Source organism: Longimicrobiaceae bacterium (genome assembly GCA_035936415.1).
Lineage (GTDB): Bacteria > Gemmatimonadota > Gemmatimonadetes > Longimicrobiales > Longimicrobiaceae > JAFAYN01.
The window spans coordinates 1-24,562 of record DASYWD010000273.1 but is presented as its reverse complement, the minus strand read 5'-3'; the positions used below and the strand labels follow the sequence as shown (position 1 = coordinate 24,562).

Below are 24,562 nucleotides of genomic sequence, written 5' to 3'. Positions count from 1 at the left end.
GTCAGCAGATCTTCCGCGGGCGCGAGGAGGCAGAGGTGCTGGCGGAGCACTACCGTCTGGAGTACAACCATGTGCGACCGCACAGCGCGCTCGGCTACAAGACTCCGGCGCGCTTTGCGGCGCAGTGGGAGCCGGCCAACGTGGCCTCTGCGCCTGCGGCGCTCCGGCCTTCGCCGACTCCCCCTGCTGAGGGGAAGATGAAGAACGTTTTACAACCAGCACTCCCATAACCACTGGTACCGCCAGCGGGGGCTACTCATGGCGGCTCTCAGGCCGCCGGGTGAGGGCCACCTCGCACTCACCCACTCTCCCCCCTCCGCCGCTCCAGCGGCTCGTCCTCCCAGGAGAGCGGGTCCTCGATGGGCTCCAGGTGGGTGAAGACGGTGCTGTTGGGGACGACACCGCGGATCTCCTCCTCCAGGTCCTCCAGGTAGTCGTGGCCTCGTTGCACCGTCCACTCGCCGGGGACGAGCACGTGCAGCGAGACGAAGCGGCGCGCGCCGGCCTGCCGCGTCCGCAGCGCGTGGAACTGCACCCCGTCTTCCGTGTGCGCCGCCAGCACGGCGCCGATGCTGCGGCGCTCCCCCTCCGGGAGCGCGGTGTCCAGCAGCCCCAGCATCGAACGCCGCAGCAGTTCGACACCGGCCCGCACCACGTTCAGCGCCACCGCGATGGCGATCAGCGGGTCCAGCACGTTCCACCCCGTCGCGGCGGCGGCCCCCACCCCCAGGATCACCCCCACCGAGGTCCACACGTCCGTCATCAGGTGTTGCGCGTCCGCCTCCAGCGTGATGGAGTGGTAGCGCCGCCCCGCCGTGAAGAGCACCCGCGCCACGGCCAGGTTGATCACCGATGCCGCCGCGGAGATGGCGAGCCCCACCCCAACCTCCTCGATGGGGCGCGGGTCGAGGAGCCGCGGCACCGCCGTCGCGAGGATGCTGGCGGCGGCGACCACCACCAGCGCCCCCTCGAAGCCGCTGGAGAAGTACTCCGCCTTGGTGTGCCCGTACGCGTGCTCCTCGTCCGCCGGCCGGGCCGCCACCGAAAGCGCGATGAGCGCCACGACGGCCGCCACCAGGTTCACCAGCGACTCCAGCGCGTCCGACAGCAGGCCCACCGACCCGGTGAGCACGTACGCGCCCCCCTTCAGGCCGATGGTCGCCAGTGCGGCGGCGATGGAGATCAGCGCATAGCGCTTCAGCGACTGCTGCGGCAACGGTGCATTCCGGGTCGGGTGGCGGTGGGGGGAAGGTAGTGCGGGAGTGCGAAAGCGCGAAAGTGCGAGGTGCGCGGTGGTGCCTCCCCTGCCGTCCCTCTCTAGTGCCATTCCGGCAGGCGCGTTACCTTTTCCATCCGAGCCGGCCCCGTCCGGCGCGACCGCAACCGACACCGAACCGAGCCCCACGAATGGCCGACGCCACGCTGCAGCGCACCCCCCTGCACGGGGAGCACCTCGCCCTCGACGCGAAGATGGTCCCCTTCGCCGGGTACGAGATGCCCGTGCAGTACCCCTCCGGGATCACCGCCGAGCACAACGCCGTGCGGCAGGCGGCGGGGCTCTTCGACGTGTCCCACATGGGCGAGTTCGTGGTACGCGGCGAGCGGGCGCTGGACTTCGTGCAGCACGTCTCCACCAACGACGCCTCGAAGCTGGAGGTGGGGCAGGCGCAGTACTCCACTCTCCTGAACGACGACGGGAAGCTGCTGGACGACCTGCTCGTCTACCGCTACCCGGGCCACTACATGCTGGTGGTCAACGGCGCCAACCGGGACAAGGACTGGGCCTGGGTCTCCCGCTTCGCCGCGGAGTTCGGGGTGGAGCTCGCGGACCGCACCGATGACATCGCCCTCCTCGCCCTCCAGGGGCCGAAGGCGCAGCAGATCCTGACGAAGCTGACCGACGCCGACCTGGATGCCATCCGCTACTACCGCTTCATGGAGGGGACGGTGGACGGGGTGCCCGCCACCATCTCACGCACGGGGTACACGGGCGAGGACGGCTTCGAGCTGTACGTGGACGCGGCGGACGCGCCGGCGGTCTGGCGGCGGATCCTGGACGCCGGCGCGGGGGAGGGGGTCCTCCCGGCAGGGCTCGGCTGCCGCGACTCGCTCCGGCTGGAGATGGGGTACGCGCTCTACGGCAGCGACCTGGACGAGGGGACCACGCCGCTGGAGGCCGGGCTGGGGTGGGTGGTGAAGCTGGACAAGGGCCCCTTCGTGGGGCGCGAGGCGCTCCAGCGGCAGAAGGAGGCGGGGGTCCGGCGGCGGCTGGTGGGCTTCGTCCTCAAGGAGCGCGGCTTCCCGCGCCACGGCTACCCGGTGAGCGTGAACGGAGAGCGGGCGGGCGAGGTCACCAGCGGTGTGCTCAGCCCCACGCTCGGCTACGGGATCGGGATGGCGTACGTGCCGGCGGAGGCGGCGAAGCCGGGGACGGAGATCGGGATCGTGATCCGCGACCGCGCCGTCCCGGCCGAGGTCGTGCGCCCGCCGTTCCACAAGGGCGGGAGCGTCCACTCCTGAGCGCCGGCCAGGCCGTATCCGTTAGAACAGACCGTCGGAAGGACAGGGGGAGAGTGTCAGAGACCGTCGTCGTCACCACCGAAGACCTGGAGCCCGCGGTGCGGCTCCGCGCCGCCTACGAGGAGCTGGGCCTCCACGTGGAGCTGCTCACCTCCGGCGAGGGGCTCGCCGACGTCCCGGGCGAGCCGGTGCTCCTGGTGGTCACCGGGGGGCTGCGGGAGCGCCGCGCCCGCTCGCTCGTCGCGCAGGCGCGGGAGCGGGGACGGATCCCCGTGATCGGGCTCGTGGAGGACACGGAGCCGCTGAACCGCGACGCCTGCCGCGAGCTGGGGATCTCCGAGTGCTTCTCCAAGCCGGTGGACGTGGACGAGGTGGTGCTCGTTTCCCGGCGGCTGGTGCAGCGCGAGCAGCTCCGCGAGATCACCGGGATCGTCGGCGAGACGGAGGCCATGGAGGAGGTGCTGGAGCGCGTCGTCCAGATCGCCCCCACCGACGCCACCGTGCTGATCCAGGGGGAGAGCGGCACGGGGAAGGAGCTGGTTGCCCGGGGGATCCACGCGCTCTCCCGGCGCCGCCACCGCCCCTTCATCGGCGTGAACGTCGCCGCCCTCCCCGAGACGCTGCTGGAGTCGGAGCTGTTCGGGCACGAGAAGGGCGCCTTCACGGGGGCGGCCTCGCTCCGCAAGGGGCTCTTCGAGTTGGCGAACGGCGGCACCATCTTCCTGGACGAGATCGGGGAGATGCCGCTCACCACGCAGACCAAGCTCCTGCGCGTGCTGGAGGAGCGGGAGTTCCGGCGGGTGGGCGGCGAGGAGGAGCTGCGGGTGGACGTGCGGGTGGTGGCGGCCACCAACCGCGACCTCCGCCAGGAGGTGGGGACGGGCGGCTTCCGCCGCGACCTCTACCACCGCCTGAACGTGCTGCGGATCGAGCTCCCGCCCCTCCGGGAGCGCCGCGCGGACATCCCGCGCCTGATCGAGCGCTTCATCCGCCACTTCAGCGCCACGCACGACCGCCCCTTCCTGGGGATCGACCCGGAGGCGCTGCGGCTGCTGGTCGAGTACGAATGGCAGGGGAACGTGCGCGAGCTGCGCAACATGGTGGAGTCCATGGTGATCCTGGCCCCGGGCCGGGTGATCCGCCCGGAGGACATCCCGCCCGAGGTGCGCCACGGCGGCCGCCGGGGGGGCGCGCTGGTGCCGCTGGTGGAGGCGCGCCCGCACCGCGTGGAGACGAACGGCGACGGGGCACCCAGGGAGCTGGAGTTCATCTTCCGCACCCTGTACGACCTCAAGCTGGACATCGACGACCTGCGCCGCGAATTCGAGGTGTACCGGGAGCGCCACCCGGATCCCTTCCGCCTCCCGGCCCCCCTGCAGCCGGCCGTGATCCCCTTCGCCGAGCTGGCTGGCGGCCCCGCCCCGGCCATCGAGGCCGAGCCGGCGCCGGAGCGCGGAAGCGTGGTCTTCCGCCCCGGGATGACGATGCAGGACCTGGAGCGCGAGGCGATCTCCGCCGCCCTCCGCGAAGCCACCGGCAACCGCCGGAAGGCCGCGGAGATGCTGGACATCGGCGAGCGGACGCTTTATCGAAAGATCAAGGAGTACGGCATCGAGGCGTAGCCGCCGCGCCCGCGGCCGGCCCCCGGCCTGAGACGAACCTCGCCACCTCCGCCATGTCCGCACCCGAGCACCACGTCTTCACCCACCGCGGCGACTCCCGCCCCGAGGTCGATCGGCTGCTCGCGGAGCTGAAGCGCGAGCACGGGCCCGACGTGGACGCCGGCCTCCACAAGTACATGTACGTCACCAAGGCGGACATGACGGTGGTGATGGTGCACGCGGCGGACTCCCCGCTCGCCGCGGCGCTGCGGGGGCGGCCCGGGTGGACGGAGCCGGGGCTCGCCGGCACCAGCTGAGCGTCCCTCCCTCCCGTCAGCGCACCCACACCGGGTGGTCCAGCACGGTTCGGGTCTCCCACCCCGTGCCGGGGCACAGGTGCCGCACGCGGACGCGGTAGCGACCCGCGGGGAGCCCGTCCACCACGGCCTGGTACGTGAAGGTCCCGATCACGTCGGGGCACCCGTCGCCCGTGCGGCGCGCGGTCACGTCCAGCCGCAGGTCGCGGCCGAGCGGCACGAGCACGGCGCTCACGTTCTGGCATGGGTTCGGGGTGCGGATCCGGCCGCGGACGACGATGCGCTTCGCTCCGCCCTGCACCTGTACCTCGGGCGACGAAGACGACGCGGACGTGAGGGCGGCCGGCCGGCCCTCGCCCGACGTGCTGCGCGCGTCGAAGTCCAGCCGCGCCAGGTGAGGCACGGGGAGCGCCAGGTCGGTGCAGGCGGCGATCCCCAGCAGGAGGAGCGCGGCCACGAATCGGGTCACGGAGGCGCCGGCGCGACGGGGAGAGGGTTCGATCCCGGGCATGCAGCACCCGGAGGACGATCCGCGCGGGGCGCCGGTCACGCCCCTCCCGCCTCACCGCACCCGGACGCTCTCCTCCAGCACGGTCTGCGTCTCCCACCCCGTCCCGGGATAGGCGTGCACCACCCGCAGCCGGTACGTCCCCGCGGGGAGCCCCTGCACGGTGGCGTCGTACGCGAAGGCGGCGATCACGTCCGTGCACATCTCCCCCACACGGCGCGCCTCCAGCCGCACCGTGACCTCGCTGCCGCTGCGCTCGGCCGTCCCCGTTATCCGGCGGCACGGGTCCGGCGTCTCCATCCTCCCGGCCACCACGATCCGCCCCGCCTCGCCCCGGGCGCTCACGCCGGTGGGCGCGGGTGGGCCGGGCTGCTCGGGCGCCGCCGGCTCGATCTGCCGCGCGGCCACTTCCACGCGCACGGTGTCGGCGGGGGTCTGGCTCCCGGAGCCGTCGCCCGGGGCCGGGTTCGCGGTCGCGGTGCACCCGGCGAGGGCCAGGATCAGCAGGACGGTGAGCAGGCGCATGGGTCGGCTCCGGATCAGGGTGTTTCCCGGGAGGCTCGCGGCAAGGTGCGTTCCCGGACCGCCGGGCCGGGCTCGTTTGCGCGGGTGCGACGTTGACATTACCCTTCCCGGGCCAGGTGTTTCCTTCAACCGTCCCTCCGGTCCCGTGCATTCACAGAGCGCAAAGCTGCGCGCCCTCGCCGACAAGTGGGCGAACGTCCCGGCGGGTGAGCGGGCCAACCTGCAGTCCTACCTCCTCGACCTCACGGACGCGCTCGGCGTCGGCCAGCCGCAGCCTCGCGGCTCGGGCTACGAGTTCGAGTACCCGATCCCGACCACCGACCGGAAGACGGGGAAGCAGTCCACCCACTTCGTGGACCTGTACCGGGTGGACCACTTCGTCCTGGAGGGGAAGGACCCCGGCGGCGACGGGGCGGGGGAGACGGCCCTCCGGAAGGCCTACGCGCAGGCGAAGCACTACACCGTGGACCTGCCGCACGCCCCTCCTCCGTACCTCCTGGTGCTGGACGTGGGGCGGACGCTGCTGGTGTGGGACCGCTGGTCCGGCACCTACGGGGGGTTCAACCTGGCGCGGCGCATCGACCTCCGCACCCTCGCCGATCGCCCGGACGAGATCGAGCTCCTCCGCGCGCTGTGGGAGAGCCCCGGCTCGCTGGACCCGCGCGGGCGCGCGGCGGCGGTCACGCGCGAGGTGGCCGCCCGGCTGGCGGAGCTTTCTGCGTCCCTGGAGGACCGGGGGCACGACCCGGAGGCGGTCGCCCGGTTCCTCATGCGCTGCGTCTTCACCATGTTCGCGGAGGACGTGGAGCTGCTCGCCGGGAAGCCGTTCCAGACGGCGCTCGCCGAGTACCGCGAGGACCCGGCGGAGTTCGCCGCCACCATGGAGGAGCTGTGGCGGGCCATGGACGAGGGGCGCCGCTTCGGGCTCAAGAAGCTGCTCCGGTTCAACGGGCACTTCTTCAAGGACGCCTCTACGCTGCCGCTGACCCGGGCGGACCTGGCGGTGCTGTACGAGGCGGCAAAGGCGGACTGGCGGCAGGTGGAGCCCACCATCTTCGGCACGCTCCTCACCCGCGCGCTCGACCCGAAGGAGCGCCACCGGCTGGGGGCCGAGTACACGCCGCGCGGCTACGTGGAGCGCGTGGTCCGGCAGACCGTGGAGGTGCCCGTCCGCGAACGCTGGGAGCCGGTGCAGGCGGAGGTCATCCAGCTCCTCGAATCCGGGAAGAAGAAGGACCGGGCGACGGCGGAGAAGCGGCTGCGGGAGTTCCACTCCTGGCTCAAGTCCCTGCGCTTCCTCGACCCGGCCTGCGGGAGCGGCAACTTCCTGTACGTGACGCTGCACGCCGTGAAGCGGATCGAGCTGGAGGTGCTGCGCGAGCTGTGGAAGCTCGTCCACCAGGCGGAGATCGGGATCCTGGAGAAGGCGGAGGGGGCGGAGCTGGGCGTGGAGGAGGTGGGACCGTGGCAGTTCCACGGGATCGAGATCAAGCCGTGGGCGCGGGAGATCGCGGAGCTGACGCTGTGGATCGGCTATCACCAGTTCTGGACGGAGCACCACCAGGGCACCAACCCGCCCGAGCCGGTATTGAGGGACACGGGGACGCTGGAGCAGCGCGACGCCGTGCTCGCGTGGGACGAGATCGTGGAGGTGCCGGAGAAGTCGCGCCTCGATCCGACGCCGCGGATAAAGCATCCGGTGACGGGCAAGCTGGTGCCCGATCCGGAGGCGCGGCTTCCGTACTATGAGTATCGCGGGGCGCGGCAGGCGGAGTGGCCCGAGGCGGATTTCATCATCGGGAACCCGCCGTACATGGGACAGACTTGGCAGCGCGAGGCGTTCGGGGATGGCTATGTTGATGCTCTGCGCTTAATCTACCATGACCTTCCAGATGCTGCCGACTACGTGACCTACTGGTTCTACCGCGCAGCTAAAGTGGTTGCCTCGGGCGAGACAATGCGGGCTGGCCTAATCACTACAAAGGCTATCACACAGAAACAGAACCGGCAGGCAATCGCACAGGCTGCGGTAGAAGGGGCTGGAGTTGTGTGGGCGATCCCCAACCATCCCTGGGTTGACGAAGCCGGGAGTGCGGATGTTCGCGTCGCTATGATCGTTCTTGAAAAGGAGCCGATCACGTCCGCCTCGCTCGTCGAAGTCGATTACGCGGGGAAAGTTGTGCGTGAAGTAGCGTCGCAGCGCCTCAATCCTGATCTCTCCGCTCACATTGATGTAACCGCTGCCGCAGGACGCCCGCTCCTCGCTAACAGCGGCTTGTCAGCGACGGGGTTTAAGTTGCATGGTGCCGGCTTCATCTTACAGGCCAGCGAGGCCGAGCGATTGCTTTCAGTTGCTCAGCAGAACCGTGAGATCATTCGGCCGTACCTGAACGGGAAGGACTTGGCTCAGCGTCCGCGAGGTGTGTATGTAATGGATTTCGCGACACGCGAAGAGGGGGAGGCACGCCAATACCCGCTTCTGTTTGATATTCTCCGTGATCGGGTCAAGCCAGAACGCGATTCGAACAACGACCTGAGTCGTCGCGCGTACTGGTGGCGTTTCGGCAGGACAAACACGCAGCTGAGAATGGCTGTGGACGGGCTGTCTCGCTATATCGTCACTCCAGAGACGGCAAAGCATCGATTCTTTGTCTTTCTAGATCAAGCGGTTGCTCCAGACAACAAGCTAGTCTGCATCGCGTTCGATGACGCCTATTTTCTAGGCGTCCTATCGGCCGGCATTCACACGGGCTGGGCCCTTGCCTCTGGTGGTCGCCTCGGAGTAGGAAACGATCCGGTCTACGTTAAGTCCGCGACCTTTGACGCGTTTCCGTTCCCCGACCCTCCGAAGCACCTGCGCGAGCGGATCGCGCTGATGGCCGAAGCGCTGGACCAGCACCGCAAGGACGCGCTGGCCCGCGACGAGCGGGTGACGATGACGGGGATGTACAACGTGGTGGAAAAGCTGCGGAGCGGCGAGGCCCTCACCGCGAAGGAGCGCGAAGTCCACGAGATCGCCGCCTGCGGTGTGCTGCGCGACCTGCACGACGCGCTGGACGCGCTGGTGGCGGAGGCGTACGGCTGGCCCTGGCCCATGGAGCGCGACGAGATCCTGGAGCGCCTCGTCCGTCTGCACGACGAGCGTGTGGAGGAGGAGAAGCAGGGCCGCGTCCGCTGGCTGCGCCCGGAGTACCAGGTCCCGCGCTTCGGCAAGGGCGAGGCCGAGGCACCAGCGCCGGAGCTGGCGCTTCCCGCCGCGAAGGGAAGGGCCGCCCCCGCGGCGGACGGCAGGCGCCCCTGGCCCGCCAGCGCCGTGGAGCAGATCGCCGCGGTGAAGGCCGTCGTCTCCGGCGAGCCCGCCACCGCGGAGGAGGCCGCCGCCGCGTTCGCCCGCGCCCCGGTGGAGCTGGTGCGCCGCCACCTCGAGACGCTGGTGCTCGTGGGCGAGGTGCGCCAGAATGAACCGGGCCGTTTCTCGGCCGTCGCCGAGCCACTGTAGGCCGCCCGCGGAACACCACCCCCAACGAGGAGGACCGAATGAGCCAGACCCGACCGAACCGTAGGTGGGCGCTTGCCGGAATCGCCGGTGCCGTCCTCGTGCTCCAGGCGTGCGCCCACGAGCTGGCTCCCGTCGGGCCATCCCTGTCGACGAAGGAGGACCTCTACGCTAACCGGGAGCTGTGGGAGAGCCGTCGCGTCGGCGACTACAGGTACACCATCCAGAGGAGCTGCCGCTGCGAGCCCGAGGTCACCAACCCCGCCCTCGTGGAGGTGCGCGACGGGAAGACGGCCTCCGTCACCGCGCTGGACCCCATGCGGCCCATCCGCACCCAAGTCGTCGACAGCCTGGACAACTTCTGGGAGCTCTTCGACTTCGTCCAGGCCGCGATGGAGCAGGGGCCCGACAAGCTGGTGGCCGAATACGACCCCGAGTGGGGCTACCCCGTGTACCTCTTCGTGGACCCCCGGCGCGACGTCGAGGGCGACGAGCACGGGTTCCAGGTGGAGCGCTTCGAGCCGCTGCGGTAAGGGCACCGGGCGCCGGTGGTGACCGGCGCCCCCCGGCCGTCGTCGAACCGATGCAGCCCGTCCACCCGGCCACGTACCCCGGCAGAGGCGACGACGATGAACCGGATCCCCGCGAAGAACAGGCTCCCGCTGCTCGCCCTTGTCATCCTGGCCCTCCAGGCGTGCTCCGGCGGTCCGTTCGACCCCGGCCAGGGCCGGGCCGAGCTCCGCGCGGCTCGCGCGCGGTGGGAGCGCCAGGGAATCAGTGACTACCGGTACACCATCATCAAGGCGTGCGGGGAGTGCATGCCGGAGTCCGTCGCCCCGGCCCGCGTCGAGGTCCGCGGCGGCCGCACGGTCTCCGTCGAGGCACTGTTCGACGCCCGTCCCATCCGGCGGGAGTTCTTCGACGCGTACGACACGGTGGAGGACCTCTTCGCGGTGATCGAGGCCACGCTCGCCGAGAATCCGTACCGCTTTCACGCCAGCTACGACCGGCGCCGGGGCCATCCCCTCAGCTACTCCGTCGACTACGACCGGCAAATGGTCGACGACGAAGGGGGCTTCACCGTCGCCGACTTCGAGATCATCCAGTAGGAGAGCATGACAGCGAGCCTGGAAGACGCCATCGCCCTCGCCGTCGAGGCGCACCGGGGCCAGAAAGACAGAGCCGGCGCGCCGTACATTCTGCACCCCCTGCGGATGATGTTCCGCGTGGAGACCGACGCCGAGAAGATCGTCGCCGTGCTGCACGACGTGGTGGAGGACACCGACTGGACGCTGGACGACCTCCGTGCCGAGGGCTTCCCCGAGGACGTCGTGACGGCCGTGGACCACCTCACCCGGCGCGAGGGCGAGGACTACGACGAGTTCGTGCGCCGCGCCGCCGCCCACCCCGTGGCCCGCCGCGTGAAGATCGCCGACCTGGAGGACAACATGGACGTCCGCCGGACCGGCACCGTCACGGACGACGACACCGAGCGGCTGACCCGCTATCATCGGGCCTGGCGCTCCCTCGTGGGCGACCTGGAGAGCGCGTAGCCCCCACCCGCCCCTCGCTTACGCCTGGGCCGCGAGCCCCGGTCGTCCCCTGCCGCGCTTTTCCCGCCGCGTCCGGCCTTTGTAGCACGCTTCTTGCGAACAGCAGTTTCCCCCGCACGGCGCCGTAACAGGCTGTGCGGTAATGACATGCTGCTCAGAGCAAACCCGCCGAAAGGCGGGGGCGCAGAGCTACGGGGCTAACGCGGCCGACCCGGCCGCCATGCCGGCCGAGCCGCCAGCATAACCGACGTACGTCGGTGCTGGCGGCGTTTTTTTGTGGTCGGAGGGCGATCCCGCAATTCCGCGGGACCGCAACCGTGCCGGCTCAGCCGGCGAAACGTTGTACAGGAGGTACCCATGCGAGCCAGAACCCTCATCCCCGCCGCCGTTCTCAGCCTGGGCATGTTCGCCGCCGCCGGCTGCAGCGAACAGAGTGCAGGGCTCGTCGCTCCCGAGAGCGAGGCCAGCTTCCAGCGACAGACGGCAACCCAGGGGGCCTTCGGCGGCCTGATCGCGGCGCTGAACAACATCAACGCCCAGATCATCGCTCTCAACAACATCGACATCCAGGACGTGGACGTCAGGGTCGTGGACATCAACACCCTCAACCTGACCGTTCAGCAGGTGAGGATCCTCAACAACGTCCTGAACAACAACAACGTGCAGATCGACGTTCTGAGGAACGCCATCATCGAGGTCCTGAGCCGGAACGACATCACCCTGCAGGACTTCCTTAACAACAACGACATCGACGTCAACGTCGACATCGGCCAGGTCGTTGCAATCGACGTCCTGAGCGGCGACCTCATCATCTTCGTGCAGTAGGGCCGGCAGTGAATCCAGACGGCGGGTCCTCCCCCCGGGGAGGGCCCGCCGTGTTCACCCGGGGGGATTCCGGCGGGTCGACGAATCCCGCGTACTCCCGCCCGCCCCCATTCCCGGGGTAGCCCAGGACACCCGGCCCGCTCCTTGCTCGCCGCGGGGCACCCGTGCACCATGCCCCGACCCGGACCCGGAGGATCCCCCGATGAACGCGAGACAAGCGCTGCGCTGGCTGGCCCTGGCCGCCGTGCTCACCCTTCCCGGCTGTCTGGTCTTCACCTGCAGCTATCCCTGACGCGGGGAGCACCCGACGAAAAAGCCCCTCCCCGCGCTGCGGGGGAGGGGCTTCGCCGTTGAGGGGCCGGGGCGTTTACCGCACCACCACCGCGTTGGTCTGGACGTCCCACACCACCGCCTGTCCCAGCCCGACCGTCACCGGGGTCGAGTACAGCTCCTGCCCCCCGGTGGTGCGCCCCATGAACCGGAAGTTGCCCGCCCCGGTCGGCGGCCGGAAGGAGAAGGTCGCGGTGCCGCCGGGGTTCACGCTCCCCAGCAGCCTGCGGGTGGACCCCGGCGATTCCAGCGCGTACACGGTGAGCGAGGTGGGTGGCGCGATCGTGTTCCTCACCTCCACCCGGACCTGGTTCTCCGGGTCCGCGCCCGAGGCCCTGCCTGAGCCGGCCGCGCCGGTGGCCGGGGCGCAGGCGCCCACCGCGGTGGCGAGCGCGATCGCGAGTGCGAGGACGAAGCTGCGGAGCCGCATCGGGCACCTCCTGCCGAACGGGTTCGTGGGCACCGCGCGGCGCCCGGGACAGGAGGGGCGCGCACCTACCGTGCCAGGAGGGCCCCGGCGCGCGGCTCTACGGCTCCCCTTCCGCTCCCGCGTCCTCCTCGGCCCCGTCGGCTTCCTCCGCCCCGTCGGCTTCCAGGGCAGGGAAGAGCAGGGCGCCCAGCGTCTCCAGCAGCTCCTCGCGCCCCTCGCCGGAGAGCGCGGAGAAGAGCACCACCTGGTCCTCGTCCACGCCCAGGCGCTCCACCGTCTTGCGGAGCGCCGCCTCCCGCTTCCCCTTGGCCAGCTTGTCCGCCTTGGTGAGCGCGAACAGCGTCGGCGCGCCGATCTCCGCCAGGTAGTCCACCGAGCGCAGGTCGTCCGGGGTGGGGCCGGTGCGGATGTCCACGAGCTGCACCACCCCGCGCAGCTCCTCCGAGCTGGAGAGGAAGCCGTGGATCAGCGGCTGCCACTTCTTCCGCAGCTCCTGCGGCACCTTGGCATACCCGTACCCCGGGAGGTCCACCAGGTAGAAGTCCCCCAGGTCCGCGCGCACGTGGTAGAAGTTGATCTCCTGCGTCTTCCCCGGCTGCGCCGACACCCGCGCGATGGCCGTGCGCGTCCGCCCCAGCAGCCGGTTGATGAGCGACGACTTCCCCACGTTTGAGCGCCCGGAGAACGCCACCTGCGGCATGCCCCGCGCCGGCTCCGGCTGCGCCTGCCCGATCTGCCCGATGGCCCCGGCGAAATCTACCGATTTGATCTTCATGGGACGGAAGATAACTCCGGCGGAAGGGGCCGCAACCGGGCGGATGTGAGCGAGCCCCCAGCGTGCGCCGGGGGCTCGCGCCCGTGGAGAAGGGCCGGCACTGCTAGCGAGCGTACCGCATCCTGCTCAGTCCACGTGCTTGGCGCCTGGGTTCCACGTCTCGCCGTAGCCATAGGAGATCCCCAGCGTCTTCTCCACGACCTCCCCGTGCCGGGTGACCTTCGGGGGAGCGTACGCCTTCTTCTGTGTGGTGGTGTTCTTGTCCATGTGCCGTCTCCTCGTTCAGGTGGTGGTGGCGGGGTGCCGCCGGTCGGGTGTCTGCCGGCCCTTCTCCACGTCCAGCAACGTCGTCAAGCTGCCGAAGCCGATTCCGGACCGGGAGGAAGTGCCGCCCAGCGCCCGGAGCGCACCGCCAGCCAGGTCTCCAGCGAGAGGGAGCAGAGGAGAAACGTTAGGTTCCGCACCTCCCCCTGCCGCGCCGCTTCGGTGGCCGCGCGGAGGGCGTCCGCGCGCACCCACCCGCGCCGAGCGATCTCCGAGTCACGCAGCAGCTCGTCCAGGCGCACCCGCTCCCGGTTCAGGGCCCAGAGGAGGCGGGCGTCGATCCATCCCTTCCCGCGCCGCATGCGCACCTCCTCGGGGAGCGTTCCCCGCATGGCTTCGCGCAGCACGTGCTTCCCGATGCCGGGGCGGATGCGGAGCGGCGGGGGGAGGCGAAGCGAGTGCTCCACCAGCGGGCGGTGCAGGAAGGGGTAGCGCACTTCGAGCCCGTCCTCGAACGGCCCCCGTTCCAGGAAGCCTGCGAGCCTCGCCAACTCCGAGGCCATCTCATGCGCGAAGAAGCTTCCCCGGCGGGGCGCCGCCAGGGAGCGCACGAGGGGGAGCCGCTCCGCCACGCCCAGTCTGCGGATGAACCCCGGTTCGAGCCAACCGGGGAGCTCTTCCTGCGGGCGTGCCCAGTGCACCTTCATCCAGATGGGAAGGAAGGGGTGGATCCCGTGGCGCCACAACCCCATCCAGAACGACTGTCGTACCGCCACGGAGAAGCGGGTGAGCTCGCCGAGCGCAGTCGGTACCCGGCCGGCGGCCAGAAGGTCGGTGATGAACTTCCAGCTCCCCGCCAGGTAGTGGTCCGCGCCCTGTCCGCTGAGCAGCACGCGCCCGCCGGCATCGCGCACCAGGGCCGCCAGCGCCCGGTCCCGCGCCCAGTACGGGTAGTGCGAGCGGGGCTCGTCCGTGGGCTCCGGGGGCGCCCCGTCGTCCTGCCACGCCCACGGATTGAGCAGCAGCTCGTTGCGGACTCCCCAGCGGCGCACCACCGCGTCCGAGTACCTCCGCTCGTCGCCGTCGCCCATCGTCTCCACCACCGTCACCGTCCCGGCGATGGCCGGCCCGCGTCCCGCCTGCGCCAACTCCTGCGCCACGCACACCACGGAGGAGGAGTCCAGCCCCCCCGAGAGTTGCGCCCACACCGGGAGGCCGCCCTCCGTCCGGACGCGCACCGCCTCCTCGAACAGCTCACGGAACCGCTCCACGGCCGCGCCCTCGTCCATGACCTCCGCCGGCGCGAAGTCGGCCGCCGACCAGAAGCGGCGCCGCGAGAGGATGCCGTCGTGCCAGGTCAGCACCCCCCCCGGTGGCACGGCCTCCACCCCCGCCCAGACGGTGCGCTCCGGGGGGGCGCTCCCCCCCACCAGGAAGTCCGCCACCCACTCCTCGTCGTACTCCCCCTCGCGCGCCAGCGCGTCCAGGCGGGAGGAGAGGAGGACTGCGCCGCCCCGGCGGGCCGTCCAGAGCCCCTTCACCCCGAAAGGGTCGCGGGCCGCAGTCAGGGTGCGCGAGCGGGGGTCCCACACGGCCAGAGCGAAGTCGCCCAGGATCCCGTCCAGGCACCCCGCGCCGCGCGCTCCCACCGCCGCCAGCACCACCTCCAGGTCGGACGCTCCCTCCAGCCGCTCCCCAGACCACGCCGCCACCTCCGCCCGGTTGTCCAGGCGGACGTTTCCGGCGCCGGCCAGCGGTCCGCGCCGCGCCAGGAGAGGGCGGAGGGCGGCCGGCTCCGTGCTCGCGCCCGCGGCGAAAGGGCCCTCCTCCAGCGCCGTGGAGCGGCTTCCGGGGGCGCGGAGCCGCGCCGTAAGGCGGTCGCGCTCCACCCGGGGGGCGGGGGCCTCCCCCTCCGCCAGGATGCAGAAGAAGCCGTTCACGCCGGGACCTCGGGGAGGGCGCGGAACCTCGCTACCGTCTCCGGGTGCTCGTTCACGGGTTCTCCGTGCAGCTCCACCCAGGCGTGGGCGTGGAAGGGGTACACCTGCACGCCCAGCCGCAGCTCGGCGGGGACGCCGCGCCGCCGGAGGAGGATGTAGAGCGCCAGCGACTGCTCCAGGCACACCGCGCGGCCGGGGAAGAACGCGGCGGCCACCGCCACCCGGTACGAGGCGCGCTCGACCTCCTCCGCAGCGAGCCCGGCGCCTGTGAGGCGGGCGCCGAGCCGCCGGGCCGCCGCTACGGAGGGACCGAAGCCGCGCAGCTTCAGGTGGGCGCGGACGGCCAGCAGGAGAATCGCGCAGCGCGCTACGGACGGGCCGCTCATCCCCGAACCACGAGCCCGAGCCCGGCGAGCTCCCCCAGGAGCGCCGCGGCGTCGGCCTCCAGCCGCTCCCGGGGAGCGTCGTACTCGTCGTAAAGGCGGTCCGCCAGCCTCGCGGCCGTGGGGTGCTCCGGGAGGAGCTCCCAGATCCGGGTCCCCACCTCGTCCAGCCCGAAGTACCCGCCCCGCACCGGGTCGAGAAGCACGGTCCGGCCGCCCTCGCCTGTGAAGACGACGCGGTCGGAGCGCCGGAACGGTGCGCCGGCGGGGGCCGCGTCGGCCCGGTCCTTCCTGAACAAGCCGAGCATCTCGGATCCTCCCGCTGCGCAGTTAGGCGGATTGTATGTGTACGCGAAGCAGTATGGGACCCGCGGTGATTCGTGTCAAGCGTGGCGAGTGGGGGGTCTGCCGCCGGGACCGCCAGAAAAAGACCCCCTCCCGCATCCGGGAGAGGGTCTGGAGCCGGTTGGAGCCGTGGGAGTCGCCGGTCAGGCTTCCTTTTTCCGCTTCGGCTCGGCGGCGAGGATCAGCAGCGGCGGCACCCCGTCGGTGACGCACTCCGGCGTGATCACCACCTCGCGGACGTCCTCGCGCGAGGGGATGTCGAACATCACGTCGCGCATCAGCTTCTCGATCACCGCGCGAAGCCCGCGGGCGCCCGTGCCGCGCTCGATGGCCTGGTGGGCGATCGCGCGCACCGCGCCCGGGTCGAAGGTGATCCCCACCCCGTCCATCCCGAACATCTTCTGGTACTGCTTCACCAGCGCGTTCTTGGGCTCGGTGAGGATCTTGACCAGCGCGCCCTCGTCCAGGTTGTCCAGCGTCACCATGACGGGGAGGCGCCCCACCAGCTCCGGGATCAGCCCGAAGCGGAGCAGGTCCTCCGGCTCCACCTGGCTGAACGGGTTCTCCCCGTCCGTGCTCGTCCCCTCGCCGGTGGCCGAGAAGCCGATCTGCCGCTTCCCCGTACGCCCCTCGATGATCTTCTCCAGCCCGTCGAACGCGCCGCCGCAGATGAAGAGGATGTGGCGCGTGTTGATCTGGATGTACTCCTGCTGCGGGTGCTTCCGCCCGCCCTGCGGCGGCACCGACGCGGTGGTCCCCTCCAGGATCTTCAGGAGCGCCTGCTGAACCCCCTCGCCGGACACGTCGCGCGTGATGGAGGGGTTCTCGCTCTTGCGGGCGATCTTGTCGATCTCGTCGATGTAGATGATCCCCCGCTCGCACTCCGCCACGTTGAAGTCCGCGGCCTGGAGGAGGCGCACCAGGATGTTCTCCACGTCCTCGCCCACGTACCCCGCCTCCGTGAGCGTGGTGGCGTCCACGATGGTGAAGGGGACGTGCAGCACCCGCGCCAGCGTCTGCGCCAGCAGCGTCTTCCCCACCCCGGTGGAGCCGATCAGGAGGATGTTGGACTTGTCCAGCTCCACCTCGTCCATCACCCCCTGGTGGTTCACCCGCTTGTAGTGGTTGTACACCGCCACCGCGAGCGACTTCTTCGCCTCCTCCTGGCCCACCACGTACTGGTCCAGGATGGTGTTGATCTCCCGGGGCGAGGGGACCGGCGTCGCCGTGCTCGCCGCCTCCTTGGTCTCCTCCTCCGCGAGGATCTCGTTGCACAGCGAGATGCACTCGTTGCAGATGTAGACCGAGGGCCCGGAGATGAACCGCTTCACCGAGTCCTTGGACTTTCCGCAGAAGGAGCAGCGGAGGTGCTTGTCGCTGGGCATAAAGGGCAGGCTACTGGGCGAATGGCGCGGACCCACCCCTGCGGGGACGGGAAGATCGCATGAGCTGGCTACCAGTCTCGGCCACCGGCCGGGCGGACGCGAGCGTCCATCTTCCGGCCGTCCGGAGGGCACGAGAAATCTCGGTACACAAGATAGACCCCCGGGCCGACAGGGTCAACGCCGCAGGCACGGGAGCGGGAGCCCGGCCGCGCACCGCCGGGTACGCCGCCCGCACGCCCCGTGCCACGTCCACTCCTCCCCGGAAACGGGCGAGACCTCCTACGGGACGGCGCCCTGTAGGAGGTCTCTCTGCCGCCGCCCGCCGGGCCGGTGTGGCTACCGCCCGGTCTCGGGGACCTCGTGCTTGACTTCGACCACCTCGCCACGCTTGGTGATGACGTGGTCGATGAGGCCGTAGTCCTGCGCCTCGTCCGGGGACATGAAGCGGTCCCGGTCCAGGTCCTCCTGGATCTTCTCCACCGGCTGCCCGGTGTTGTCGGAGTAGATCTGGTTCATCCGCTCGCGGACGAAGAGGATCTCGCGGGCCTGGATCTCGATGTCCGCCGCGGTCCCCTGGCTCCCGCCCGAGGGCTGGTGGAGCATGATCCGCGAGTTGGGGAGCGCCGAGCGCTTCCCCTTGGTCCCGGCCGCCAGGAGGAACGAGCCCATGCTCGCCGCCAGCCCCATGCAGATCGTCTGCACGTCGCAGCTCATGAACTTCATCGTGTCGTAGATCGCCATCCCCGCGTACACCGACCCGCCCGGTGAGTTGATGTACAGGAAGACGTCCTTCTCCGGGTTGTCGGCCTGGAGGAAGAGGAGCTGGGCGATGATCACGTTCGCGACATTGTCGTCGATCGGAGTCCCCAGGAAGACGATCCGGTCCATCAGCAGCCGCGAGAAGATATCGTACGACCTCTCCCCCCGGCTGGACCTCTCGATCACGTACGGAGCGTAGATGGGCATTGGGCTTGGTTCCCGTTCCAGAATGAAAAGACCGGCCTGCTTACGATACGGTGTTCTGCGACTTCAGGTAGTCGAACACCTTCTCCTCGGTGATCTCGCTCTCCAGCGCCTGGAGCTGCCCCGTCTTCTCGAGCTGGAGCCAGACCTGGGCGGGCGTCTGGCCGTGCTTCTCGGCCAGCTCCTCCACTCGCGCGTCGATCTCGTCCTGCGTGGCCGTGAGCCCCTGGTCCGCGGCGATCCGCTCGACCACCATGACCCGCTTCATCCCCTCCTCGGCCTGCGGGCGGAGCGACTGGCGCCACTGCGAAATCTGTTCCTGCTGCTCGTCGGTGAGCTTGCTCCGGTCCTCCGCGGACTGGCCGGTCATGTAGTCCAGGTAGCGCTCCACCATGGAGTCGGGGACCTCGAAGGGGTTCGCCTCCAGGACCTGCCCCACCAGCTGGCCGCGCACCTCGGCCTCGGCCCGGCGGGTGGCCTCCTCGCGCAGGTCCTCCATGACCCGGGCGCGGAGCGCCGTCAGGTCCTCGAAGTCGCCCAGCGAGCGCGCGAATTCGTCGTCCAGCTCGGGTACCTCCTTGTGCTGCACCGACACCAGCTTGATGTGCAGGTTCTGCTCCTTGCCGGCCTGCGCCTCGTCCGCGAAGTCCTCCGGGAAGTGGACGGTGAAGTCGCCCTCCTCGCCCGGGGCGAGCGTCATGATCGCCTGCTCGATCTCCGGGATCGCCTGCCCCTCGCCCAGGACGAACTTGTACGTGTTCGTCTCCGGCTCCTCCTCGGAGCCCTCGTCGGCGCGGGGGGTGAGCTCCACCAGCACCTGGTCGGCCCAGTCCGGCTTCTCCCCCTCGGCGCGCGGCTGCCAGACGCCGCGCTCGTCGCGGAGCCGCTCCAGCACCGAGTCCACCTCGTCCTCGCCCACCTCGTCCGAGGGGCGCTGCGCGGTGAAGCCGCTGAGGCGCGCGAGCGTGACCTCGGGCTGCACCTCGAACTCCACCTCGTAGTGGAGCTCCTGGTTGTCGTCGTGGTAGTGGACGTTGTCGATCGTCCCCTGCGAGATGGGGCGCAGGTCTCCCTGCTCCAGCACCTCGCGGTAGGTCTCCTGGATCACGCGCTCCATCGTCTCCTGCTCGATGCTGGCGCCGAACTGCTTCTCCAGGATCCGCTGCGGGATGTGCCCCTTCCGGAAGCCGGGGAGGCGGATGTTGCGCGCGATCTGGTCGGTCACGGCGCGGCGGGTGCGCTGCACGCGCTCCGGCGGCACGGTGACGGACACGCGGCGGCTCCAGGACCTGGGCTCCTGGATCTCGATCTTCAGCTCGGAGGTGGCAGGGGACATCCGGATATCGTTCGGGAAGCGGGTGCGTTTCTGAAAGCAAAGGTGCGAAAGGGGGGACTCGAACCCCCACGGCAATGCCACCAGATCCTCGATCTGGTGGTCTAAGAGGCGTGGCGCGCCCTTTCGCCCTTCACGGAGGAATCCGGTGACACAGTGCCCGCGGAGGGACTCGAACCCCCACCCCTGTCGGGACAGCATCCTAAGTGCTGCGCGTCTACCGGTTCCGCCACGCGGGCCGCGCCTGCCACCGGGGGCACCAATCTAGGCCCAGCGGAGAGAGCATACAACCCCGGAGCCGGGCGCGGGGTCCGCCCCGCCGCCGCACCGCTGTTGCCGGGTTGGAGAGCGTGGCAGTTGGGGCACAGGAGCCGGAGGTTTGGCAGGGTGTTGTTCCGGCGGTCTCCGTCCACGTGGTGCAGTTCCAGCGGGATGGGCTCCCCCCGCCATTCCTCCAGCTCGCACCCCTCGCACCGACGGGGCTTGATCCCGTCCCGGAGGATTTTCAGTTTGAGTTTGTGGCTCGTGATGCCGGAGCCGTAATGCAGGTATATCGCAGCAGGTTTGGCTCTGCCCGTGGTCTGCCTCCTCCCGCCCCGGTTGCCCGTGTAGGACAGCCCCAGGGCCCGGAGCACCCCCTCCAGGGTGGCGGGGCGGCAGTCGAGGGCCGCGCACATGCGCGCTTTGGGGACGTGCTCCGCAATCCACGCCTCAATTTCGGCGCGTCGCTCCAGGATGTCGGTGCGGCGGATGCGGGCCATATGGGTGCAGCGTTTGGGGGAGGGAATTGGGGCTCCATGACAACGGCCCACGAGGGATCCACCAGCGGGAGGGGCCCGTACCTGCAAAGCCAGCGGCCCCGCCGCGAAGCGGGGCCGCTGCCGTCCTCGTCAAAGCCGACGCCGCGCCCGTCTGGGCGGCCGCCTCACTCGCGGGGCAGGCGCACGTTCAGGATCTGGCGCTGGCCCCGCGGGCTCTCAAGCACCAGCGAGACGATCTCGCCCGCGCCCTTGGCCGCCACCGCCCGCTGGAAGGCCCGCGGCTCGGTCACCTCCTGCCCGTCGATCGAGACGATCTTCCACCCAGGGCGGATCCCCCGGCGCCCCAGGACGCCGGCGCGGTCCGACTGCGTGATCACCACGCCCCCCGGCCGCTCGTACTCGAACTGGCGCGCGAGCTCCGGGGTGAGCGGCGCCACCTGGATCCCCAGCTTGGGAGCGGCGGTCGCCGCCGGCCCCTCCTCGGCCGGGGCGCGCCCGCCGCGGGCCGGCGTCCGCGCGGCGGTGGCGGTGGTGTCCTGCGAGAGCGGCGCCTCCGTCAGCTCCACGCGGATGTCGCGCTCCTGGCCGCCCCGGATCACGTCCAGGGTGACCGTCTCGCCCGGGCGGTACCCCGTGACCCGCCGCTGCAGCTCGCCCACGCCCGCCACCGGCAGGCCGTTCACCCCCACGATCACGTCGCCCGGCCGGAGCCCGGCACGGCGGGCGGGGCTGTCCGCCTCGAAGTCCTGCACCAGCACCCCCGTGATGCGCGGCAGGCGGTACGTCTCCGCGTCCTCCGGGTTCACCTCGCGCACGCTGACGCCCAGCACCGCGCGGCGCACCCGCCCGTAGCGGATCAGGTCGTCGCCGATGCGGCGCGCCAGGTCGATGGGGATGGCGAATCCGTACCCCTGGTAGTAGCCGGTGCGCGACGCGATCACGGAGTTCACCCCGATCACCTCGCCGCGGAGGTTCACCAGCGGCCCGCCGGAGTTGCCGGGGTTGATGGCCGCGTCGGTCTGGATGAAGTCCTCAATGGCCCACTGGCTGTTGGCCCGGGCGTTCTGGCCGATGATGTTCAGGCTGCGCCCCTTGGCGCTGATGATCCCGGAGGTCACCGTGGTCCCCAGGCTCAGCGGGTTGCCGATCGCCAGCACCCACTCCCCGATGCGCGCGTTCTCGGACCGCCCCATGCGGGTGGCAGGGAAGCCGGTTCCCTCCACCTTGATGATGGCGACGTCGGTGAGGGGGTCCGCCCCCACTAGGCGCGCCTGCAGGCGCCGATTGTCCTGAAGCACCACGTCGATCTTGGTCGCCCGCTCCACGACGTGGTTGTTGGTCATGATGTAGCCGTCGGCGGAGATGATGAACCCGGACCCGCCGGTCTCCTGCGGCGCGGGCTGCCCGCCACCCTCCGGGACGTCGAAGAAGGGGAACATCTCCCGCAGCTCCGGCGGAACCTGCCGACCCCCCGAGCGCCCCGGGCGCTCCGCCTCGATGCTGACCACCCCCGGCGTCACCGACTCGGCGATGGTGATGAACGCCTGGTTGAGCTCGGCCACCGGCTGCACGGCCGCCTTCGGCGGGGTGGGCGCGGTCTGGAACAGCGTCGCCGCCTGGGAGCCGGTGGTCCAGCCCATTCCGGAAGCGAGGAGGACGCCGCCCGCGAAGGCGGCACCGGTGAAGGCGACCAGCTTGGCTTTGGCGCGTACGGGATCGAACATGGTCGGCCTGCTCTGGGTGAGGGTCGGTCGAACGGGGCCCGAAGCTGGTACTGAGGGATGGCTCCAGGGTTCCACGGCGGGCCCGGCGCAAGGCCCTGCAAATCGCCGGCCCCGCCTCTCTGGAGAGGCGGGGCCGGCGAGTGCGCGGCGGGACCGCGGGACGTGAGCAGCTACTTCTTCTCGTCCTCGACGATCTCGTAGTCCGCCTCCACCACCTCCTCCTCACCGGGCTGGGCGCGGGAGGTGGCGTCTTCCTCGAACCCGGCGCCCGCGGTGGCTCCGCCGGTGAACCCGGCGTCGGCGCCCGCCCCGGCGCCCTGCTGCGCCTGGTACATCTGGGCCCCCGCGGCGCTGTACGCCTGCGACAGCTCCTCCGACGCGGCGCGAACCTCGGCCAGGTCGTCCTGCTTCAGCGCCTTGCGCGCGCGCTCCGTGGACGCCTCCAGCCGGTCCCTGGCGTCGCCGGCCAGCTTGTCGCCCCACTCCTTGGTGTTCTTCTCCACCTCGTAGACCAGGGCGTCCAGCCGGTTGCGCGCCTCGATGGCCTCGCGCCGCTCCTTGTCCTCGGAGGCGTGCTGCTCGGCGTCCTTGACCATCCGCTCGATCTCGTTCTCGTTCAGCCCGCTGGAGGCCTCGATCCGGATCTTCTGCTCCTTGCCCGTGGCGCGGTCCTTCGCCGACACGTGCAGGATGCCGTTCGCGTCGATGTCGAAGGTGACCTCCACCTGGGGCACGCCGCGGGGTGCCGGCGGGATCCCGGTGAGCTGGAACTTGCCGATGGTCTTGTTGTACATCGCCATCTCGCGCTCGCCCTGGAGCACGTGGATCTCGACGCTCGGCTGGTTGTCCTCGGCGGTCGAGAACACCTCGCTCTTGCGCGTCGGGATGGTGGTGTTGCGCTCGATCAGCTTGGTCATCACGCCGCCCTTGGTCTCGATGCCGAGGGTGAGCGGGGTGACGTCGAGCAGCAGGACGTCCTTGACGTCGCCGGCCAGCACGCCCGCCTGGATGGCGGCGCCGATGGCGACGACCTCGTCCGGGTTGACGCCGCGATGCGGCTCCTTGCCGGTGAGCTCCTTGACCTTGTCCTGGACGGCCGGCATGCGCGTCATGCCGCCGACCATCACGACGTGGTCGATCTCCTTGACGCCCTTGTCCTTGGCGTCGCCGAGCGCCTGGCGCACCGGCGGGACGACCCGCTCGAGCAGCGCGGACGTCAGCTCGTTGAGCTTGGCGCGGGTGAGCCGCGTGTCGAGGTGCTTGGGACCCGACTGGTCAGCCGTGATGAACGGCAGGTTGATCTGCGTCTCCTGCGCACTGGACAGCTCGATCTTGGCCTTCTCGGCGGCCTCGTAGAGGCGCTGGAGGGCCATCTTGTCCTGCGTCAGGTCGATGCCCTGGTCGCGCTTGAACTCCGACGCCAACCAGTCGACGATCGCCTTGTCGAAGTTGTCGCCGCCGAGGTGGTTGTCGCCGGCGGTCGACTTGACCTCGAAGACGCCGTCGCCGATCTCGAGCACCGACACGTCGAACGTGCCGCCGCCGAGGTCGAAGACGAGGATCGTCTGGTCGGTCTCCTTGTCGAGGCCGTAGGCCAGCGAGGCCGCCGTCGGCTCGTTGATGATGCGCTTGACGTCGAGGCCGGCGACCCGGCCGGCGTCCTTGGTGGCCTGGCGCTGGTCGTCGTTGAAATAGGCGGGGACGGTGATGACCGCCGAGTCCACCGACTCGCCGAGGTAGGCCTCGGCGTCGGCCTTGAGCTTGCCGAGGATCATCGCCGAGATCTCCGGCGGGTTGTACTGCTTGCCGTCGGCCTCCACGCGCGCGTCGCCGTTCGGTCCGGCCACGACGTTGTAGGGGACGATCGACTCCTCCTCGCGCACTTCGGCCTCCTTGCGGCCCATGAAGCGCTTGATGGAGAAGATGGTGTTCGTCGGGTTGGTGACCGCCTGGCGCTTCGCCACGGTGCCGACGAGTCGCTCGCCGGACGGCGTGAAGGCGACCACCGACGGGGTGGTGCGGCCGCCCTCGGCGTTCTCGATGACGGTCGGCTCGCCGCCCTCGAGGACGGCCATGCACGAATTGGTCGTGCCGAGGTCGATTCCTATGGTCTTGCCCATGTCTGGCCCTCTCGTACGACTACGGAAGAAATCTGAGTGCCAGTATGGCAGATCTTCGTCGATCGACAAGGGGCTGCGCCGCGTTCCTGCGGCCCGCCGTCAGGGCCGGGTTGTACGCGCGCTGGGGCACATGCGTCGCAGCGCGCACCCACCGCAGGCGGGGCGCTGGGCGTGACAGGTGCGGCGGCCGTGGCGCAGCAGGTTGACGTGCAGCTCGAGCTCCTGCCCGCGCGGCGTGATCGCCAGCAGCTCGTCGTGGAGCTCCTCGAACGGCGCGCCGGGTCGCAGGAGGCCGAGTCGCGTCGCGACGCGCGACACGTGGGTGTCGACCGGCACGTCGCGCATCCCGAAGGAGAACAGCAGCACGCAGGCCGCCGTCTTGCGCCCCACGCCCGGCAGCGCGCAGAGCTGCTCGCGGGCGACCGCGACCGGCACGGCGGCCAGCTCGTCGAGCGACACGGGAT

At 70.5% G+C, this 24,562-nt stretch carries 24 protein-coding genes, 2 tRNA genes and 1 riboswitch; of the genes, 9 read left to right on the top strand and 17 right to left on the bottom strand.

Annotated features, from left to right (window positions below; genetic code table 11):
- A partial coding sequence (locus VGR37_11230; GenBank protein ID HEV2147964.1) for an integrase core domain-containing protein occupies positions 1-230 on the top strand: 230 nt, incomplete at its 5' end.
- 68 nt (positions 231-298) lie between these two features.
- Here the strand turns inward: VGR37_11230 and VGR37_11225 are convergent.
- Positions 299-1,216: a cation diffusion facilitator family transporter gene (locus VGR37_11225; GenBank protein ID HEV2147963.1), complete on the bottom strand. Its 918-nt coding sequence runs from the start codon at positions 1,214-1,216 to the stop codon at positions 299-301.
- Between the two features lie 191 nt (positions 1,217-1,407).
- Between VGR37_11225 and gcvT the strand changes: the two genes are divergently transcribed.
- The 3 genes from gcvT to VGR37_11210 are packed head-to-tail and all read left to right on the top strand — an operon-like array spanning position 1,408 to position 4,438.
- Positions 1,408-2,520, top strand: coding sequence for a glycine cleavage system aminomethyltransferase GcvT (gene gcvT, locus VGR37_11220; protein HEV2147962.1), 1,113 nt, complete (start codon positions 1,408-1,410; stop codon positions 2,518-2,520).
- Positions 2,521-2,573: 53 nt separating this feature from the next.
- Positions 2,574-4,142 (top strand): sigma-54 dependent transcriptional regulator, encoded by a 1,569-nt coding sequence (locus tag VGR37_11215; GenBank protein ID HEV2147961.1) that lies wholly within the window; start codon positions 2,574-2,576, stop codon positions 4,140-4,142.
- Positions 4,143-4,195: 53 nt separating this feature from the next.
- Entirely contained in the window at positions 4,196-4,438 is a 243-nt protein-coding gene (locus VGR37_11210; protein ID HEV2147960.1) for a hypothetical protein, read from the top strand.
- Between the two features lie 16 nt (positions 4,439-4,454).
- Here the strand turns inward: VGR37_11210 and VGR37_11205 are convergent, their stop codons facing one another.
- Together VGR37_11205 and VGR37_11200 are read right to left on the bottom strand one after the other, a co-directional pair.
- Entirely contained in the window at positions 4,455-4,907 is a 453-nt protein-coding gene (locus VGR37_11205) for a hypothetical protein (protein HEV2147959.1), read from the bottom strand.
- Between the two features lie 93 nt (positions 4,908-5,000).
- Positions 5,001-5,471, bottom strand: a complete 471-nt coding sequence (locus VGR37_11200) for a hypothetical protein (protein HEV2147958.1) — start codon at positions 5,469-5,471, stop codon at positions 5,001-5,003.
- Between the two features lie 145 nt (positions 5,472-5,616).
- Between VGR37_11200 and VGR37_11195 the strand changes: the two genes are divergently transcribed.
- The 5 genes from VGR37_11195 (at position 5,617) to VGR37_11175 (ending at position 11,345) form a co-directional block, all read left to right on the top strand.
- Entirely contained in the window at positions 5,617-8,970 is a 3,354-nt protein-coding gene (locus VGR37_11195; protein ID HEV2147957.1) for a DNA methyltransferase, read from the top strand.
- A 38-nt stretch (positions 8,971-9,008) separates the two neighbouring features.
- Positions 9,009-9,500 (top strand): DUF6174 domain-containing protein, encoded by a 492-nt coding sequence (locus tag VGR37_11190; protein ID HEV2147956.1) that lies wholly within the window; start codon positions 9,009-9,011, stop codon positions 9,498-9,500.
- 96 nt (positions 9,501-9,596) lie between these two features.
- Positions 9,597-10,076 carry a DUF6174 domain-containing protein gene (locus VGR37_11185; GenBank protein HEV2147955.1) on the top strand — a complete coding sequence of 160 codons (480 nt, stop codon included), beginning with the start codon at positions 9,597-9,599 and terminating at the stop codon, positions 10,074-10,076.
- 6 nt (positions 10,077-10,082) lie between these two features.
- A complete protein-coding gene (locus VGR37_11180) occupies positions 10,083-10,520 on the top strand; it encodes an HD domain-containing protein (protein HEV2147954.1) in 438 nt (145 codons plus the stop codon).
- Between the two features lie 148 nt (positions 10,521-10,668).
- A riboswitch (cyclic di-GMP riboswitch) is annotated at positions 10,669-10,760 on the top strand.
- A gap of 117 nt (positions 10,761-10,877) precedes the next feature.
- Positions 10,878-11,345, top strand: coding sequence for a hypothetical protein (locus tag VGR37_11175; GenBank protein HEV2147953.1), 468 nt, complete (start codon positions 10,878-10,880; stop codon positions 11,343-11,345).
- Positions 11,346-11,712: 367 nt separating this feature from the next.
- Here VGR37_11175 and VGR37_11170 read toward each other — a convergent pair whose 3' ends face one another.
- The 14 genes from VGR37_11170 to VGR37_11105 all read right to left on the bottom strand — a co-directional run.
- The gene (locus tag VGR37_11170) at positions 11,713-12,105 is read right to left on the bottom strand and encodes a hypothetical protein (protein HEV2147952.1); all 393 of its coding nucleotides are present in this window, start codon (positions 12,103-12,105) and stop codon (positions 11,713-11,715) included.
- Between the two features lie 97 nt (positions 12,106-12,202).
- Positions 12,203-12,880, bottom strand: a complete 678-nt coding sequence (gene yihA, locus VGR37_11165) for a ribosome biogenesis GTP-binding protein YihA/YsxC (protein HEV2147951.1) — start codon at positions 12,878-12,880, stop codon at positions 12,203-12,205.
- Positions 12,881-13,006: 126 nt separating this feature from the next.
- Positions 13,007-13,147, bottom strand: coding sequence for a lasso RiPP family leader peptide-containing protein (locus tag VGR37_11160; protein HEV2147950.1), 141 nt, complete (start codon positions 13,145-13,147; stop codon positions 13,007-13,009).
- An 83-nt stretch (positions 13,148-13,230) separates the two neighbouring features.
- Positions 13,231-15,084 carry an asparagine synthase-related protein gene (locus VGR37_11155; protein ID HEV2147949.1) on the bottom strand — a complete coding sequence of 618 codons (1,854 nt, stop codon included), beginning with the start codon at positions 15,082-15,084 and terminating at the stop codon, positions 13,231-13,233.
- Complete coding sequence (locus tag VGR37_11150) at positions 15,081-15,470, bottom strand: lasso peptide biosynthesis B2 protein (protein ID HEV2147948.1); 390 nt, start codon at positions 15,468-15,470, stop codon at positions 15,081-15,083. Before VGR37_11150 ends, VGR37_11155 begins: the two co-directional genes overlap by 4 nt.
- A complete protein-coding gene (locus tag VGR37_11145; GenBank protein HEV2147947.1) occupies positions 15,467-15,775 on the bottom strand; it encodes a PqqD family protein in 309 nt (102 codons plus the stop codon). The genes VGR37_11150 and VGR37_11145 overlap by 4 nt, the downstream gene beginning before the upstream one ends.
- 180 nt (positions 15,776-15,955) lie before the next feature.
- A complete protein-coding gene (clpX, locus tag VGR37_11140; GenBank protein HEV2147946.1) occupies positions 15,956-17,197 on the bottom strand; it encodes an ATP-dependent Clp protease ATP-binding subunit ClpX in 1,242 nt (413 codons plus the stop codon).
- 336 nt (positions 17,198-17,533) lie between these two features.
- Positions 17,534-18,163, bottom strand: coding sequence for an ATP-dependent Clp endopeptidase proteolytic subunit ClpP (gene clpP, locus VGR37_11135; protein ID HEV2147945.1), 630 nt, complete (start codon positions 18,161-18,163; stop codon positions 17,534-17,536).
- A gap of 40 nt (positions 18,164-18,203) precedes the next feature.
- A complete protein-coding gene (gene tig, locus VGR37_11130; GenBank protein ID HEV2147944.1) occupies positions 18,204-19,496 on the bottom strand; it encodes a trigger factor in 1,293 nt (430 codons plus the stop codon).
- Positions 19,497-19,539: 43 nt separating this feature from the next.
- Positions 19,540-19,623 (bottom strand) — tRNA-OTHER (locus tag VGR37_11125).
- A 27-nt stretch (positions 19,624-19,650) separates the two neighbouring features.
- Positions 19,651-19,732, bottom strand: a tRNA-Leu gene (locus tag VGR37_11120).
- A 686-nt stretch (positions 19,733-20,418) separates the two neighbouring features.
- Positions 20,419-21,978 (bottom strand): Do family serine endopeptidase, encoded by a 1,560-nt coding sequence (locus VGR37_11115; GenBank protein HEV2147943.1) that lies wholly within the window; start codon positions 21,976-21,978, stop codon positions 20,419-20,421.
- 170 nt (positions 21,979-22,148) lie between these two features.
- Entirely contained in the window at positions 22,149-24,098 is a 1,950-nt protein-coding gene (gene dnaK / locus VGR37_11110; GenBank protein HEV2147942.1) for a molecular chaperone DnaK, read from the bottom strand.
- A gap of 99 nt (positions 24,099-24,197) precedes the next feature.
- The coding region (locus VGR37_11105) for a hypothetical protein (GenBank protein ID HEV2147941.1) at positions 24,198-24,562 on the bottom strand (365 nt) is incomplete at its 5' end.

Bases quoted from the DNA above. Each gene is read 5' to 3' on its own strand.
- VGR37_11145 (HEV2147947.1), bottom strand. From the start codon at position 15,775: ATGCTCGGCTTGTTCAGGAAGGACCGGGCCGACGCGGCCCCCGCCGGC.
- VGR37_11180 (HEV2147954.1), top strand. From the start codon at position 10,083: ATGACAGCGAGCCTGGAAGACGCCATCGCCCTCGCCGTCGAGGCGCAC.
- gcvT (HEV2147962.1), top strand. From the start codon at position 1,408: ATGGCCGACGCCACGCTGCAGCGCACCCCCCTGCACGGGGAGCACCTC.
- clpP (HEV2147945.1), bottom strand. From the start codon at position 18,163: ATGCCCATCTACGCTCCGTACGTGATCGAGAGGTCCAGCCGGGGGGAG.
- VGR37_11170 (HEV2147952.1), bottom strand. From the start codon at position 12,105: ATGCGGCTCCGCAGCTTCGTCCTCGCACTCGCGATCGCGCTCGCCACC.
- VGR37_11185 (HEV2147955.1), top strand. From the start codon at position 9,597: ATGAACCGGATCCCCGCGAAGAACAGGCTCCCGCTGCTCGCCCTTGTC.
- VGR37_11190 (HEV2147956.1), top strand. From the start codon at position 9,009: ATGAGCCAGACCCGACCGAACCGTAGGTGGGCGCTTGCCGGAATCGCC.
- VGR37_11175 (HEV2147953.1), top strand. From the start codon at position 10,878: ATGCGAGCCAGAACCCTCATCCCCGCCGCCGTTCTCAGCCTGGGCATG.
- VGR37_11200 (HEV2147958.1), bottom strand. From the start codon at position 5,471: ATGCGCCTGCTCACCGTCCTGCTGATCCTGGCCCTCGCCGGGTGCACC.
- VGR37_11150 (HEV2147948.1), bottom strand. From the start codon at position 15,470: ATGAGCGGCCCGTCCGTAGCGCGCTGCGCGATTCTCCTGCTGGCCGTC.
- VGR37_11160 (HEV2147950.1), bottom strand. From the start codon at position 13,147: ATGGACAAGAACACCACCACACAGAAGAAGGCGTACGCTCCCCCGAAG.
- dnaK (HEV2147942.1), bottom strand. From the start codon at position 24,098: ATGGGCAAGACCATAGGAATCGACCTCGGCACGACCAATTCGTGCATG.
- VGR37_11210 (HEV2147960.1), top strand. From the start codon at position 4,196: ATGTCCGCACCCGAGCACCACGTCTTCACCCACCGCGGCGACTCCCGC.
- VGR37_11115 (HEV2147943.1), bottom strand. From the start codon at position 21,978: ATGTTCGATCCCGTACGCGCCAAAGCCAAGCTGGTCGCCTTCACCGGT.
- clpX (HEV2147946.1), bottom strand. From the start codon at position 17,197: ATGCCCAGCGACAAGCACCTCCGCTGCTCCTTCTGCGGAAAGTCCAAG.
- tig (HEV2147944.1), bottom strand. From the start codon at position 19,496: ATGTCCCCTGCCACCTCCGAGCTGAAGATCGAGATCCAGGAGCCCAGG.
- yihA (HEV2147951.1), bottom strand. From the start codon at position 12,880: ATGAAGATCAAATCGGTAGATTTCGCCGGGGCCATCGGGCAGATCGGG.